The organism is Pseudonocardia sp. ICBG162 (assembly GCF_020496225.1).
Classification (GTDB): domain Bacteria; phylum Actinomycetota; class Actinomycetes; order Mycobacteriales; family Pseudonocardiaceae; genus Pseudonocardia; species Pseudonocardia alni.
In genome coordinates, this window is record NZ_JAHLJD010000031.1 from 1,422,820 (window position 1) to 1,436,737 (window position 13,918).

The window sequence follows — 13,918 nt, forward strand, 5'->3', positions numbered from 1 at the left end:
GACCCCGGAGGACGACACGTGGACCGCAGGACGTTCCTGACCGTCGGAGCCCTCACCGTGGCAGCCGGCCTCGCCGGGCGGGGCGTGGCCTCCGCCGCGGGCGACGCGCCGCTCGCCCTGATCCACCGCGGGCCGTCGGTCACCGCGCCGGGCTCACCCGAGACGCTGCAGCGGCTGCTCGCCGCCGCGCCGCTCGGGTTCCGCACCGAGTTCGTCGGGGCCGGTGAGGACGCCGGCCTCTCCCCGGAGGCACTGTCCCGGGCCGCGCTCTACGTGCAGCCCGGCGGCGGGACCGTCGACGAGGCGTGGCCGGTGTTGGAGCGCCACGCCGGCGCCGTCGCGGACTTCGTCCGGGGTGGCGGCACCTACCTGGGGTTCTGCCTCGGCGCCTACCTCGCCGGCCGTCGCTCGGGCTTCGGCCTGTTCGACGGCACCGTCCGGCCCGCCGCCGGCGCCGGGGCCGAGGGCGAGACCGTCACCGTGGACTGGCGCGGGACGTCGCGACGGCTGTACTTCCAGGACGGGGCCGCCTTCGACCTGCCGTCCGGGAGCACGGCCGAGGTGCTCGCGACCTACACCGACGGCTCGGTCGCGGCGCTCGCGCAGACCGTCGGGCGCGGCCGGATCGGGCTGGTCGGGGCGCACCCGGAGGCCGACGAGACCTGGTTCTCGGGTCCCGGGTACGCCGACAACACCGACCTGGCGCGGGATCTGGTGACCACGGCGCACCGCAGCCCGGCCGCCTGAGGCGCACCCGGTCGTCGTCGGAGCGACGAGAACGCGTCACCGCAGGCCGCCGCCCTCGTTCACCGATCAGGAAGATCGACAACGGGGGAACACATGGCTCGGACGACGAGGTCCACCCTGCTCGCGCTGGCCGTCACCGCGGCCTGCCTGACCGGCGTCGCGGGGGTGGCGGCGGCCTCCCCGGAGCGCGCCGCCGACCCCGGGCCCGCGCTCACCGCGCCCGGCCTGGACGAGAGCCTCACCTGCCACGGCGACCTCGCCGGCTCCGCGGGCGCCCCGGTCCTGCTGGTGCCGGGGACGACGCTGGACCCCGACGTCAACTTCGACTGGAACTACGCCCGCGCCTTCGCACAGGAGGGCCGGGCCTACTGCCTCGTGCAGCTGCCCGCGCACGCGACCGGGGACATCCAGGTCGCGGCCGAGCACGTCGTCCACGCGATCCGCACCATGCACGACGAGGCGGGCGGCCGGATCTCGGTCGTCGGGTTCAGCCAGGGCGGCATGGTCCCGCGCTGGGCCCTGAAGTACTGGCCGGACACCCGCGGCATGGTCACCGACATGATCGGGATCGACCCGTCGAACTACGGCACGCTCGACGCCTACCCGGTCTGCGGGCCCGGCTGTGTCCCCGCGTTCTGGCAGCAGCGCACCGGTGCGGAGTTCCTCGCCGCCCTCAACGACGGCCCGGACACCTTCGCCGGGATCGACTACACGGTCGTCTACACCGTGACCGACGAGGTCGTGGTCCCGAACCTGCCGCCTGCGGCGAGCTCGGAGCTGCGCCGTGACGGCGCGGGCCGGCTCGCGAACATCCCCGTCCAGTCGATCTGCCCGGTGCACGTCGCCGAGCACCTGACCATGGGCAGCACGGACCCGGTCGGGTACGCCGTCGTCGCCGACGCGCTGGACCACGACGGCCCCGCCGACGCGGGCCGGATCGACCGCGCCGTCTGCCTGGCCGACGTCATGCCCGCCGTCGACCGGACGCAGCTCCCGGTGAACGAGGCGCGGCTGCTGGGGCAGGTCGCGACCAGCATCGCGACCGAGCCGCGGGTGGCCGCCGAGCCGCCGCTGCGGGAGTACGCGCGCGGCTGACGACCGGCGGGGTGGGCGCGCACGCCGGGCCCCGGGGAGGATGGAGATCCAACCGGGTCCTGCAGCGGGCCCGCCCGTGCTGTGAGGAGACCACGTGCCGAGCGTGACGTTCCGTGGACGTACCTGGAACCGGGACCGGGCGATGGTCATGGCGATCGTGAACCGGACCCCCGACTCGTTCTACGACCACGGCGTCACCTTCGCCGAGCAGGCGGCCCGGGACCGGATCACCGCGGTCGTCCGGGAGGGTGCCGACGTCATCGACATCGGCGGCGTCCCGGCCAGTCCCGGCACCGAGGTCTCCGAGCAGGAGGAGATCGACCGGGTCGTGCCGACCGTGGAGTGGGCGCGCCACACGTTCCCCGACGTCGCGATCTCGGTCGACACCTTCCGCGCCGGGCCCGCCGACGCCGTCTGCGCCGCCGGGGCCGACCTGGTCAACGACAACTGGGCCGCCGCCGACGGGGCGATCCTCGACGTCGCCGCCCGGTACGGCGCCGGCTACGTCAGCGCCCACACCGACCACGTCACCCCGCGCACCGAGCCGCACCGGCCCCGCTACGCCGATGTGCTCCGCAGCGTCATCGACCAGACCGTCGCGCTCGCCGAGAAGGCCGTCGCCGCGGGCGTGCCCGCTGGGGGGATCCTCATCGACCCGGCGATCGACTTCTCCAAGAACACGCTGCACAGCCTCCAGGTCCTGCGCGGCATCGAGGAGATGGTCGCGACCGGCTGGCCGGTGCTGCTGGCGATGTCGAACAAGACCGTCGTCGGGGAGTCCCTGGCCGTGCCGCTGGAGGAGCGGCTGACCGGCACCCTCGCCGCGACGGCGCTGGCCGCGGACCGCGGCGTCGCCATGGTGCGCGCCCACCAGGCCCGGGCCACCCGGGAGACCTGCGAGATGGTCGCCACCGTCCGTGGCGAGCGGAACCCGTCGCGGGCGGTGAGACTGCTCGCGTGAGCATGATCCACCAGATCTTCCCGGCGGCCGACGCCGGACCGCTGTCGACCGAGCAGCTCGAACGGCTCTACGCCTACCCGGACGACCGCCTCCGGCTGTCGGTCAACTTCGTGTCCAGCGCCGACGGCGCCGTCGAGGTCGAGGGCAGCTCGGCCGGGCTGTCCACCCCGCCCGACCGCGCGGTGCTGGACCTGGGGACCGACCTGGCCGACGTCGTGCTCGTCGCGGCCGGGACGGCCACCGCCGAGGGGTTCACGGGCGTCAAGCACAACGACCGGATGGACGACCGGCGCCGCCGCTTCGGGATGTCGGAGCTGCCGTCGACGGCGGTCGTCACCTCGTCGGGAAAGTCGCTCGACCCGTCGGCGCCGGTGCTGACCGACACCGTGGTCCCCACGATCGTGCTCACCTGCGAGTCGGTCCCGGCGGACCTGCGCGGCCGGTGGGCCGACGCCGGCGCCGAGGTCGTGCTCACCGGCGACGAGTCGGTCGACCTCGCCGTCGCCGTCGCCGCGCTGGGGGAGCGCGGGCTGCGCCGGATCAACTGCATGGGCGGACCCGCGCTGTTCGGCAGCCTGGCCGAGGCGGGCCTGGTCGACGAGCTGCGGCTGACCCTCGCGCCGTTCCTGGTGTCCGGTGAGGCCGGGCGGATCGCCCGCGGCGCGGGCATGGATCCCGCGCGTCTCGAGCTCGTCAGCGTCGTCACGGGGGACGACACGCTCCTCATGCGCTACCGGGTGCGCGCGGCGCCGTCGTCCTGACGGGGAACCCCGGAGGGGGAGGTCCCGATCACGCACGGCGACGTCTGGGGCAGGATGGTCGTGTGTCGCGTCCCTCGAACATGCTGGCGGACGGCGTCGTCGTCCTCAGTCCGCTCGGCTGGGACGACGTGACGGCCCACCTCGCGGGTGAGGACGCCGAGATCGTCCGCTGGCTCGGTGGCGCACCCGCGACCCCGGCGACCGCCCGCGCCCACGTCCGCCGTGCGATCGAACGCTGGGCCGACGACGGGCCGAAGCTGAGCTTCGGCATCCGGGTCGACGGCGGCGCCGTCCTCGCCGGGACCATCGACGTCGACCTCGATCCGGCGGGGGACCGGGCAGGTCTGTCCTACGGCGTCTACGCGGCGTACCGCCGTCGCGGCCTCGCGACGCGCGCGGTCCGGCTCGCGGCCCGCTACCTGGGCGAACGGGGCGACGTGCGGTGGATCTCGATCGACGTCGACCCGCAGAACACCGCATCGGTCGGTGTCGCGCGACGGGCCGGGTTCCGGTTCCTGCGCCACGTCGTCGACGACGAGGGGTCCTTCGACCGCTACGAGCTCCTCGTCCGCGCGCCGGTGGTGCCCGCGCCGCCGCCGCGTCCGCGGCACGGCCGGCCCTGAGCCCGTCCGCGTACGCGGCCGCCCGCCCGGTTCCCCGGTCGTGGGGGACACCGGACGGGCGACGTCGCGAGCGCCGGTCGGGGGTCCGGCGCTCGTCGGTCCGCCGTCAGGAGACGGTCGGGGCCTCGATGTACATCACGCCCGGGACCTCGAACACGGGCAGCGCGCCCGCGTCGTCGGCCGACGGGAGGTCGGCGTCGTCCGCCGAGGGGAGCTCGGGGGCCTCGGCCGAGGGGAGCTCGGGGGCGTCGTCCGCGGACGGCAGCTCGGGGGCGTCGTCGGCCGAGGGCAGCTCCGGCGCGTCGTCGGAGGACTGCAGCGACGCGGTGTCCGGCAGGGAGTCCGTGCCCGGCAGCGAGTCGGCCGACGGGAGCGAGTCCGCGGAGGGGAGCGAGTCGGCGCCCGGCAGGCCGGGGAGCGCGTCGGCCGAGGGCAGCTCCGGCAGACCGGAGGTCTCGCCGTGCGGGGTCTGCAGCTCGCCGAAGGAGACGCTGTTCGCGTCGTTCGACAGGGTGCCGTCCTCGTAGGACGGCAGGGCGGAGATGTCCAGAGCGGAGGTGTCCGGGGCGTCGGGTGCCTCGGGCAGTTCGGCGGCCGAGGCCTGGCCGACGACGCCGGCGCCGAGGGCGGCGATGCCGGCGCCGGCGAGGGACAGCCGCAGGGCGGTACGGGCGAGCGGGGTCATGCGCACGTCCTTCCAAGGGGATCGGGGAGCGGAGGGGCGACGGGCGCCCCTCGCCGGGGGACAACGAGATCCACATCGGTCAGTTGCGTTCCGCAGTCATCCGATAGCGATCTTCACTCGTACGAGTGGCAACCTGAGAGGGGGCTCGCACGTACGGCCCCTTCTCGTCACTCCAGCAGGCATCAGGTGGTCCGCTCGCGGCACCCGTACGCGGGGGAGCAGGATGAGTGTGTGCGCGCGCCGAGCTCCTCCGTCCGCCACTCCGTCCGTCGTTCGGCGCCCGTCGCGGGTGCGCTGGCCGGGGCCCTGGGCGGGGCGGGGGGCGCCGCCGCGGCCGCGATCGGCTGGCACTACTCGACGATCCTGCTGCACCCGTCGCCGCACCCGGGGCTGCCCGAGCGGGTCGTCGCCACCGGGGACGGCACCGTCGAGCTGGCGCGGACCCGGCTGTCCGCGCAGCCGGGTGTGTGGGGGCTGCGGGGCCCGGCCGGGCTCGCCGTCGTCGGTCCGGTCCTGGACCGCGGGCGCCGCACCGTCGTCCGGGAGCTGCGTGCCGGCCCGGTCCCGGCGACCGGCCCCGCGGTGCTCGACGCCGGCCCGTTCGACCCGGACCCGTCCGCGCGCGGGCTGCCCTTCGACGACGTCCGGGTGCCCACCGACCTCGGCCTCGCCCCGGCCTGGCGCATCCCCGCCCCGGACGGCGGTGACCCGGACACCTGGGCGCTGTGCGTGCACGGCCGTGGCGGGACCCGGCGCGAGGCACTGCGGATCCTGCCCGCGCTGCACGCGGCCGGGCTGACCCAGCTCGTCGTCAGCTACCGCGGGGACGGGACCGCCCCGGAGTCACCGGACGGGCGTTCGCACCTCGGCGACACCGAGTGGCGCGACATCGACGCCGCCGCGGCCTACGCACTGGTCCACGGCGCGCGCCGGCTGGTGCTGGTCGGCTGGTCGATGGGGGCCGCGGTGGGCGGGGCGTTCCTCGACCGGTCCCCGCACGCCGACCTCGTCGACGCCGTGGTCTGGGACGCGCCGCTGCTCGACTGGCGTCGCACGCTGCGCAGGCAGGCCCGCAACCGGGGTCTCCCGCCGACCCTCGCCGGGGTCGCGGCCCGGTTCACCGCGCGCCGGATCGGGATCGACCTCGACCGGTTCGACCTGGTCCGGCGCCCGCCCGCGGTCCGCCCGCCGACGCTCGTCCTGCACAGCGACGCCGACACCGCCGTGCCGGTCACGCTGAGCCGGGACCTCGCCGCGACCGCCCCCGAGCACGGCTGGCCGGTCACCTACCGGGAGTTCTCCGGTACCGAGCACACCGGCAGCTGGAACGCCGATCCCGACGGCTACGAGGCCGCCGTGACAGGCTTCCTGCGGACCCTGCGGCCGGCCTGACCCGCCCGCTCCGGGACGGGCCCGGGGGTCAGTGACCGCTCGTCTGCGACCGGCCCTGGCCGATCGGCTTGCCGTGGATCTGGTCGTCGGTCGGCGGGGTCGTCGGCACCGGGGTCCCCGGGTCCACCTCGCGCTCGCGCTGCAGGACCGTCGCCCAGCCCCACACCGCGGCCGCGGTCAGCAGCAGGACGGCCACGATCCACGGGGCCCGGCGCACCCGCGCCGGGGTCGGCTCGACGACCTCGGCCAGCGCGTGGCGGGCGTCGTGCACCGAGCCGGACACCACGTCGGACAGGCCGGACAGGCGGGACGAGACCCCTCCCGCCACGGCGTCGGCGACCGCGCCACCGGCGATCCGGCCGGCGTCGGCGAAGGTGTGCACGGCCTCGGCCGCATCCTTGCGGGCACGGGCCCGCGTCCTCTCGGCACTCATGTTCCGGACCTGCTTCCCACGGATGCGGCTGCTTACTGGCACGATGGTAGCCGTGACGGAACCAGGAAACGCCAACACGACGGCCGTCCTGCACACCTCCGAGGGCGTCGTCCGCATCGTGCTGTTCGGCGACCACGCGCCGAAGACGGTCGCGAACTTCGTCGGCCTCGCGGAGGGCAGCAAGGACTACACGGGCCCGAACGCGAGCGGCGGCGACTCCGGGCCGTTCTACGACGGTTCGATCTTCCACCGGGTGATCAGCGGCTTCATGATCCAGGGCGGCGACCCGACCGGTACCGGTCGCGGTGGCCCGGGCTACCAGTTCGGCGACGAGTTCCACCCGGACCTCAAGTTCGACAAGCCCTACCTGCTGGCCATGGCCAACGCCGGGCCGGGCACCAACGGCTCGCAGTTCTTCATCACGGTGGGCAGCACCCCGCACCTGAACCGGCGCCACACCATCTTCGGTGAGGTCGCCGACGCCGAGTCGCGGGCCGTCGTGGACGCCATCGCCCAGACCACCACCGGCCAGGCCGACCGGCCGCTGACCGACGTGGTCATCGAGAAGATCGAGATCGAGCGGTCCTGACCCCGCAGGTCTCCGACCACCGAGTGGACGGGCCGTGGTGAACGGACGACCCGACGACAGCGGATCCGGGACACCCGGCGAGCCCGAGGTCGGGCCGGGTTCCCCCGGCCCCGCGGGCACGCCGTACTACCCGGCGCCGCCCGGCTACCCGCAGCCCCAGTGGCCGCCGCCGGGCGCGCCGGGCGGTCCGCCCTGGGCCGGCTCCGGCGCGGCGTACGGCGGGGCCCCGGACGGCGGTGCCACGCACGGCATGCCGCACGATGGTCCACCGCCCGGTGGGGTCCCCGGGCCCGGTGCCGGTGCGGTCTGCGTCCGGCACCCCGACCGGCCCACCGGGCTGGCCTGCTCGCGCTGCGACTGGCCCGCCTGCCCCGACTGCCTGCGGCCGGCCCCGGTCGGTCAGCACTGCGTGGACTGCCTCGCCGAGGGCGCGCGGACGACTCCGCGCTGGCGCAACGTCGCCGGTGCGAGCCGCACCGGGAAGCCGGTGATCGTCCCCGGGCTGATCGTCGCCAATGTGGTGGTCTACGTGCTCACCGCGGTCACGGCGGGCAGCGTGATGTCCAACTTCCGCTCGCCCCTGTTCGACGCCGGGGGGCTCGTCCCGCTCCTGGTCGCCGACGGCGAGTACTGGCGGATCATCACCTCGGGCTTCCTGCACATCGGCCCGCTGCACCTGGCGTTCAACATGTACGCCCTGTGGATCATCGGCCGCGAGGTCGAGACGGTCCTGGGCCGGGCCCGGTTCGTCGCCGTCTACGGCGTCTCCATGCTCGGCGGTGCGGCCGCGGTCATGCTCTTCAGCTCCCCGGTCGGGGCGACCGCGGGCGCCTCCGGTGCGGTGTTCGGGCTGATGGGGGCACTGTTCGTCCTGTTGCGGCGGCTGAAGCTGCCGACCGGGCAGGTCGTCGCCGTCATCGCGATCAACGCCGTGATCAGCCTCAGCATCCAGGGGATCTCCTGGCAGGGGCACCTCGGCGGGCTCGTCTTCGGCGCCGCGGTCACCGCGGCGCTGGTCCACCTCGGGACGGGGTCCCCGCAGCGCAGGCGGACCCAGCTGGTGGCGGTCTCCGGGCTGGCCGTGCTCGCGCTGGTACTGATCGGGGTACGCGCCGCGGGGCTGCTCGCGGCCGCCGGCGTCTGAGGCGTCGCGCCGCCCGTACCCCCGCTCGCCGGTGGGTCTCCGTCGTTCGGGCTGCCCGCCGACCCGGGCCGTCGGGGGCCGGATCCGGTGCTCGCCGAGGTGCGGGTGGCGGGTCAGTGCCCGGGTGGGCCCGCGTCGCCGGGGCGGTGGCCCGGGCGCAGGGCGGCGAGGTCGTCGAACACGTCGACCGGGTCCGTGCCCAGCTCGGCCCGGCCGAGGATCACGAGCCGCTCGCGGTCGTCGACGTCGCGCAGCTCCAGCTCCAGCAGCACCGACTCGCGGCCCAGCCTGCGGGTCCGCAGCAGCCGCAGGTCGTCCACCCGCCCCCAGGGCACGTGCCGGGTCCAGGTCAGCCTGCGGACCGTCAGCCCCTCGGGGCCGGCCTCCAGCCGGGGCCGGGCACGGGTCCCCGAGGCCGCGGCCAGGGTGAGACCGAGCGCCGCGACGCCCGCGACGAGCGCGCCCGCCGCGTCCGCGCCGGAGACGAGCACCGTGACCGACCAGCCGGTCGCGGCGACCGCCAGCACCCAGAGCACGACGACCGCGCCCACCGGCGTCGACCACCGAAGTCGATCACCCTGTGTGGTCATGTGAAGTTGTCCACAGGCTCCATCCACATGGTGGACAACTCACATCCGTGTATTTCTGCTGGTCAGCGCCACCGCATCGTCATCAGCAGGCCGATCACGATGAGTGAGAACCCGATGATGAAGTTCCAGTTGCCCAGCGCCAGCATGAACGGGATGGACGGACCGGCCAGATAGTTGATCACCAGCCAGGCCAGGCCGAGGACCCACATCGCGACCATGACGGCGATGTAGGCCGGGTGTGTCGGTCCCGCGACCTTCTGCGGGGTGCGGCTGACCGGGGGCGGGGTGTAGGCCGCCTTCTTGCGGACCTTCGACTTCGGCATCTGACCTCATCGCCTGTCGGAGTCGGACACGGGTCCGGCCGGTGCGCCGGCCGGGGGCGGGACCTGCGACGGGGCACCGTGGTCGGGGGACGTGGCGACCCGGACAGATCCGCCACCACGGTAGCGCGACCGCGTCGCCGTCCGGGTCACACCGGCGACACAGGCGTCACACGTCACGGGGACGTCGGGTGGTGCGGGCGGGGATCAGACCCCGGCGACCAGCACGGCCATCTCGTCGGACAGCCGTACGACCAGGTCCTCCGGCACGTCGTAGCCGGCCTGGCGCAGCCAGTTCGCCAGCATCCGGTGCCCGCCCTCGGTCAGCACGGACTCCGGGTGGAACTGCACGCCGGAGATCGGGAGCTCCCGGTGCCGCACGGCCATGATCAGGCCGGTCTCGGTGTGGCCGGTCGCCTCCAGCTCCGACGGCAGACCGTCGGGCGCGATCGTCAGCGAGTGGTAGCGGGTGGCCGTGAACGGCGACGGCAGCCCGGCGAGCACACCGGTGCCGTCGTGGAAGACCTCCGAGGTCTTGCCGTGCAGCAGCTCGGGCGCGCGCTCCACGACCCCGCCCCAGGCGGTGGCCAGCGCCTGGTGGCCGAGGCACACGCCCAGCAGGGGTGTGCCGCGCTCCGCGGCGCGGCGGATGACCTCGACGCTGCGACCGGCCCGCTCCGGGGTCCCCGGACCGGGGCTGACCAGGACGGCGCCGACCTCGTCGAGCTCGTCGAGCTCGACCTCGTCGTTGCGCCGGACCACCGGGTCGGCACCGAGCTGGGCCAGGTACTGGACCAGGTTGTAGACGAAGCTGTCGTAGTTGTCGACGACGAGTACGCGCACGGTCCCTCCCGGGAAATCGTCAGTTGAACGGGAAGCCGTTGCTGCCGTTCTCCCCGTCGCTGCTGCTGCCACCGGAGTAGCTGCCGACGGTGAGGGTGACGGTCTGGCCGCTCGAGGCCTCGGACCCGCCGGACGGGCTCTGCTGCAGCACGACGCCGTTCTGCGAGGAGTCCGAGACGTCGACCTGGCGGATCGACGGGCTCAGCCCCGCCTCCTGCAGCGTGCTGATCGCGCTGTCGACGCGCTGACCGACGACGTTGGGCACCTGGTTCTGGTTCCCACGACTGATCTGGATCGTGATGGTCTGGTCGGGCGCGACCCGGGTCCCGGCCGACGGGTTCGTGCCGACCACCTGGCCCGCCGACCCGCTGCTGTCGACCTCGGTCGTGGAGATCGACCGGAAGCCGGCGTTCTGCAGCGTCGCCCGGGCGGCGTCGGCCGACTGGCCCGCCACGTCCGGCACGGCGACGGTCTGCTGCTTGCGGCCCACCACCAGCGACACCGCGGTGTTGCCCGAGACCTGCTGGCCTGGCCCCGGGTCGGAGGTGATGACCTTGCCGACCTGGCTGGAGTCACTCGTGTCGCGCTCGGTGCGGCCGCCGACCTGCAGGCCGGCTTCCCGGAGCTTGGCCTCGGCCTCGTCCGGGGACAGGCCTTCCACGCTCGGCACCGTGACCTGCGCGGGCCCGCTGCCGACGTAGACCGTCACCCGGCTGTTCTCGGCGACCTGGTTGCCGCCGCCGGGGTCGGTCCGGACGACCTTGCCGACCTGTGCGACGTCCGACGGCTGGTCCTGCTGGGAGAACAGCAGCCCGGCCTGGGTGATGGTCTGCCGGGCCTGGTCCGGGGACTGGCCGAGCACGTCGGGCACCGACACCTGGTCCGGGCCCGAGGAGGAGAACAGCTGGAAGCCGACGAAGCCGAGCAGGCCGATGACCGCGAGCGCGGCGACCCACAGCAGGGCCTTGCGCCGTCCCCCGCGGCCCTCGTCGTCGGCGTAGTCGGGGTGGTGCGGCGGCATCGTGTGCCGGCCGGTGGGCGGGCCGCCCGCGTCGAGCCGGCGCGTCGCCATGGCCTGGGTCGCGCCGTCGTGGGCCATCATGTGCGTGCGCTCGTGCTCGCTCATGACCAGCGGCGCGTGCACCGGCTCGCCGTTGCGCACGCGGACCAGGTCCGCCCGCATCTCGGCGGCCGACTGGTAGCGGTTGGCCGGGTTCTTGCTGAGCGCCTTGAGCACCACCGCGTCGAGCGCCGGGGGCACCGACGGGTTCAGCTCGGACGGGGCCCGGGGGTCCTCCCGCACGTGCTGGTAGGCGACCGCGACCGGGGTGTCCCCGGTGAACGGCGGCTCGCCGGTCAGGAGCTCGAACAGCACACAGCCCGCGGCGTAGACGTCCGAGCGGGCGTCCACGGCCTCGCCGCGCGCCTGCTCGGGGGACAGGTACTGCGCCGTGCCGATGACGGCGGCGGTCTGGGTGACGTTCTGGCCCTCGCCCAGCGCACGGGCGATGCCGAAGTCCATGACCTTGACCGCGCCGACGCCGTTGATCATCACGTTCGCGGGCTTCACGTCGCGGTGGATGATGTTGTGCCGGTGCGAGAAGTCGAGCGCGGCGCAGACGTCGGCCATCACCTCGACGACCCGCTGCTGGGTCATCGGGCCGGTCGTCTTGACGATCTCGCGCAGCGTCTGCCCGTCGACGAACTCCATGACGATGTAGGGCAGCGGCCCGAACTCGGACTCGACCTCGCCGGTGTCGTACACCGCGACGATCGCCGGGTGGTTCAGCGACGCCGAGTTCTGCGCCTCGCGGCGGAAGCGCAGCTGGAACTGGGGGTCGCGGGCCAGGTCGGCGCGCAGCACCTTGACCGCCACGTCCCGGCCGAGCCGGGTGTCGAGGCCGCGGTGGACCTCGGACATGCCGCCGTAGCCGAGCGGGTCGCCCAGCTCGTAGCGCTCGGAGAGCAGTCGCGGTGTCGTCATCGGTTCAGATTCCCGTACTCATCGAGTCCGTCGGAGGCGTGCTCATCATGCCGGTCGGCGCTCACTGCCGGTCCCGTACGGGCGACATGTGCGCCGGAGCGACCGTTCGGTGGGATCACCGGGACATCACCGGGCACCTCCGGTCGATCTTGGGCACGGGGGACGGCGAACGGCTCCGCCGGGACCGCCGGTCCCGTGGACCCGGCCGAGGGGCCGGCCGCGGTCGCCACGGTACCGGGCGCGACCCCCAGCGATCCGGGCCGCATGTCGTCGGGCGAGGCGCCCCTCAAGATCATCACGGCCAGGAGCACGGCGGCGAGCGTGAGGATCACGAACAGCACGGCCAGCCACGCCTTCGACCGTCCGGAGCGCTGCGGGCCGAGATCGAGCGGGCCGGACGGGTGCTGCTCGGGCATCCGGTCGGCGGAGGCGTTGCGGCGCACCGGCGGACGCGTCGGCGCCGATCGCTGCTGCCCCGGGACCCCGGGGCCGGTGGGTGGCCCGCCCGGACGACGGCCGCCCGGGAGACCGCCGCTGTGCGGCCCGGTGTGCGGCGGCCGCAGCGGGGCACCGTAGGGCGGCGAGCCCGGGGGCACCGGGACCGGCCCGGACCAGGACGGCGTGCCGCCCGGGGTGCGCGGTCCCTGCGGCCGGCCCGGCGCGCCACCGGGGTACGGACCGGTGACCGGGCGGGACACACCCTGGTCCGGTCCGGTGCGGCGGGCGCCGTCGGGGCCGGGGTCACCGGTGCGCGGACCGCGGTCGGCGGTGTCGGGACCGCCCGCCGACGGGCCGTCGTCGCCGGTCCCCGGCCCGGTCTCCTGCAGGGCGTGCCGCGCGCCGGTGCCGTCGTCGCCGCGGAAGTCGGGGGCGTACCCGCCGGGGGCGGGGATGCCGGGCGGCGGCGGCCGGTGCCCGCGCCGGACCGCGGCGACGGCGTCGGCGAACTCGGCGCCGTCGGCGTAGCGCTGCTCGGGGTCCTTGACCAGCACCGAGGAGACCAGCTCGCGGACCCGCTCGGGGATCTCGTCCGGCAGCGGCGGCGGGTCGTCGCGGACCTGCATCATCGCCACCGCGACCGCGCTCTCGGCGCGGAACGGCCGCACCCCGGCCAGGCACTCGTAGCCGACGATGCCGAGCGAGTAGACGTCGCCGGACGGCCCGGCCTCCTCGCCGGAGGCCTGCTCCGGGGCGATGTAGTGGGCGGTGCCCATGACCATCCCGGACCGGGTCACCGGGACGGCGTCGGCGGCCTTGGCGATGCCGAAGTCGGTCAGCTTCACGACGCCGTCGGTGCGCAGCAGGATGTTGCCGGGCTTGACGTCGCGGTGGACGAACCCGCGCTCGTGCGCGGCGAACAGCGCCCGGCCCGCCTGCTCGAGGATGTCGAGCGCCTCGTCGGCGGGGATGGGCCCGCGCCCGATCCGCGACGACAGCGGCTCACCCCGGACGAGCTCCATCACCAGGTAGGCGGTGCGCCCGCCACCGGTGGGGCTGTCGTCCTCGCCGTAGTCGTGCACGGCGGCGATCCCGGCGTGGTCGAGCGAGGCGACGGTGCGGGCCTCGATGCGGAACCGGTGCAGGAACTCCGGGTCGTCGGAGAGCTCCGCCTTGAGGACCTTCACCGCGACGCTGCGCCCGAGCCGGGTGTCCGAGGCCTCCCAGACCTCGCCCATCCCGCCGACCGCGATCCGCCGGTCCAGCTGGTAGCGCTCGGAGATCAGCTGCCCGGCCGACAGGGCGCTCACGGG

Annotated in this window: 15 protein-coding genes; 8 read left to right on the top strand and 7 right to left on the bottom strand. The window is 74.8% G+C overall.

Annotation, left to right across the window (positions count from 1 at the left end; all coding sequences use genetic code 11):
• Positions 1-18 precede the first annotated feature (18 nt).
• The 5 genes from KPL60_RS31655 to KPL60_RS31675 all read left to right on the top strand — a co-directional run bounded on the left by KPL60_RS31655 (position 19) and on the right by KPL60_RS31675 (position 4,187).
• Positions 19-747, top strand: coding sequence for a BPL-N domain-containing protein (locus KPL60_RS31655; RefSeq protein ID WP_226368067.1), 729 nt, complete (start codon positions 19-21; stop codon positions 745-747).
• 93 nt (positions 748-840) lie between these two features.
• Positions 841-1,842: a triacylglycerol lipase gene (locus KPL60_RS31660; RefSeq protein WP_226368068.1), complete on the top strand. Its 1,002-nt coding sequence runs from the start codon at positions 841-843 to the stop codon at positions 1,840-1,842.
• A 94-nt stretch (positions 1,843-1,936) separates the two neighbouring features.
• Positions 1,937-2,803: a dihydropteroate synthase gene (gene folP / locus KPL60_RS31665; protein WP_226354487.1), complete on the top strand. Its 867-nt coding sequence runs from the start codon at positions 1,937-1,939 to the stop codon at positions 2,801-2,803.
• A gap of 2 nt (positions 2,804-2,805) precedes the next feature.
• Entirely contained in the window at positions 2,806-3,564 is a 759-nt protein-coding gene (locus KPL60_RS31670; protein ID WP_226368286.1) for a dihydrofolate reductase family protein, read from the top strand.
• Between the two features lie 62 nt (positions 3,565-3,626).
• The gene (locus KPL60_RS31675) at positions 3,627-4,187 is read left to right on the top strand and encodes a GNAT family N-acetyltransferase (RefSeq protein ID WP_062399087.1); all 561 of its coding nucleotides are present in this window, start codon (positions 3,627-3,629) and stop codon (positions 4,185-4,187) included.
• A gap of 106 nt (positions 4,188-4,293) precedes the next feature.
• Here the strand turns inward: KPL60_RS31675 and KPL60_RS31680 are convergent, their stop codons facing one another.
• Positions 4,294-4,872 (bottom strand): hypothetical protein, encoded by a 579-nt coding sequence (locus KPL60_RS31680; RefSeq protein ID WP_226368069.1) that lies wholly within the window; start codon positions 4,870-4,872, stop codon positions 4,294-4,296.
• Between the two features lie 231 nt (positions 4,873-5,103).
• Between KPL60_RS31680 and KPL60_RS31685 the strand changes: the two genes are divergently transcribed.
• The gene (locus KPL60_RS31685) at positions 5,104-6,264 is read left to right on the top strand and encodes an alpha/beta fold hydrolase (RefSeq protein ID WP_226368070.1); all 1,161 of its coding nucleotides are present in this window, start codon (positions 5,104-5,106) and stop codon (positions 6,262-6,264) included.
• Between the two features lie 28 nt (positions 6,265-6,292).
• Here the strand turns inward: KPL60_RS31685 and KPL60_RS31690 are convergent, their stop codons facing one another.
• The gene (locus tag KPL60_RS31690; protein WP_226354490.1) at positions 6,293-6,697 is read right to left on the bottom strand and encodes a hypothetical protein; all 405 of its coding nucleotides are present in this window, start codon (positions 6,695-6,697) and stop codon (positions 6,293-6,295) included.
• Between the two features lie 43 nt (positions 6,698-6,740).
• Between KPL60_RS31690 and KPL60_RS31695 the strand changes: the two genes are divergently transcribed.
• Together KPL60_RS31695 and KPL60_RS31700 are read left to right on the top strand one after the other, a co-directional pair.
• A complete protein-coding gene (locus tag KPL60_RS31695) occupies positions 6,741-7,286 on the top strand; it encodes a peptidylprolyl isomerase (protein WP_226368071.1) in 546 nt (181 codons plus the stop codon).
• A gap of 34 nt (positions 7,287-7,320) precedes the next feature.
• Positions 7,321-8,430: a rhomboid family intramembrane serine protease gene (locus KPL60_RS31700; RefSeq protein ID WP_226368072.1), complete on the top strand. Its 1,110-nt coding sequence runs from the start codon at positions 7,321-7,323 to the stop codon at positions 8,428-8,430.
• Positions 8,431-8,543: 113 nt separating this feature from the next.
• On the opposite strand, the gene KPL60_RS31705 is transcribed toward KPL60_RS31700, so the two are convergent.
• From KPL60_RS31705 to KPL60_RS35280, 5 genes are all read right to left on the bottom strand, one after another.
• Positions 8,544-8,981, bottom strand: a complete 438-nt coding sequence (locus KPL60_RS31705; protein ID WP_226354493.1) for a PH domain-containing protein — start codon at positions 8,979-8,981, stop codon at positions 8,544-8,546.
• Between the two features lie 101 nt (positions 8,982-9,082).
• Positions 9,083-9,343, bottom strand: a complete 261-nt coding sequence (gene crgA, locus KPL60_RS31710; RefSeq protein WP_226354494.1) for a cell division protein CrgA — start codon at positions 9,341-9,343, stop codon at positions 9,083-9,085.
• Between the two features lie 204 nt (positions 9,344-9,547).
• Positions 9,548-10,183 (bottom strand): aminodeoxychorismate/anthranilate synthase component II, encoded by a 636-nt coding sequence (locus KPL60_RS31715; protein ID WP_226368073.1) that lies wholly within the window; start codon positions 10,181-10,183, stop codon positions 9,548-9,550.
• Positions 10,184-10,202: 19 nt separating this feature from the next.
• A complete protein-coding gene (gene pknB / locus KPL60_RS31720) occupies positions 10,203-12,167 on the bottom strand; it encodes a Stk1 family PASTA domain-containing Ser/Thr kinase (RefSeq protein ID WP_226354496.1) in 1,965 nt (654 codons plus the stop codon).
• Positions 12,164-13,915 carry a protein kinase gene (locus KPL60_RS35280; protein WP_374228787.1) on the bottom strand — a complete coding sequence of 584 codons (1,752 nt, stop codon included), beginning with the start codon at positions 13,913-13,915 and terminating at the stop codon, positions 12,164-12,166. The genes pknB and KPL60_RS35280 overlap by 4 nt, the downstream gene beginning before the upstream one ends.
• Positions 13,916-13,918: the final 3 nt, after the last annotated feature.

Coding starts and splice junctions, on each gene's coding strand:
- KPL60_RS31660 (WP_226368068.1), top strand. CDS start 841: ATGGCTCGGACGACGAGGTCCACCCTGCTCGCGCTGGCCGTCACCGCG.
- KPL60_RS31670 (WP_226368286.1), top strand. CDS start 2,806: ATGATCCACCAGATCTTCCCGGCGGCCGACGCCGGACCGCTGTCGACC.
- KPL60_RS31680 (WP_226368069.1), bottom strand. CDS start 4,872: ATGACCCCGCTCGCCCGTACCGCCCTGCGGCTGTCCCTCGCCGGCGCC.
- KPL60_RS31690 (WP_226354490.1), bottom strand. CDS start 6,697: ATGAGTGCCGAGAGGACGCGGGCCCGTGCCCGCAAGGATGCGGCCGAG.
- KPL60_RS31695 (WP_226368071.1), top strand. CDS start 6,741: ATGGTAGCCGTGACGGAACCAGGAAACGCCAACACGACGGCCGTCCTG.
- crgA (WP_226354494.1), bottom strand. CDS start 9,343: ATGCCGAAGTCGAAGGTCCGCAAGAAGGCGGCCTACACCCCGCCCCCG.
- pknB (WP_226354496.1), bottom strand. CDS start 12,167: ATGACGACACCGCGACTGCTCTCCGAGCGCTACGAGCTGGGCGACCCG.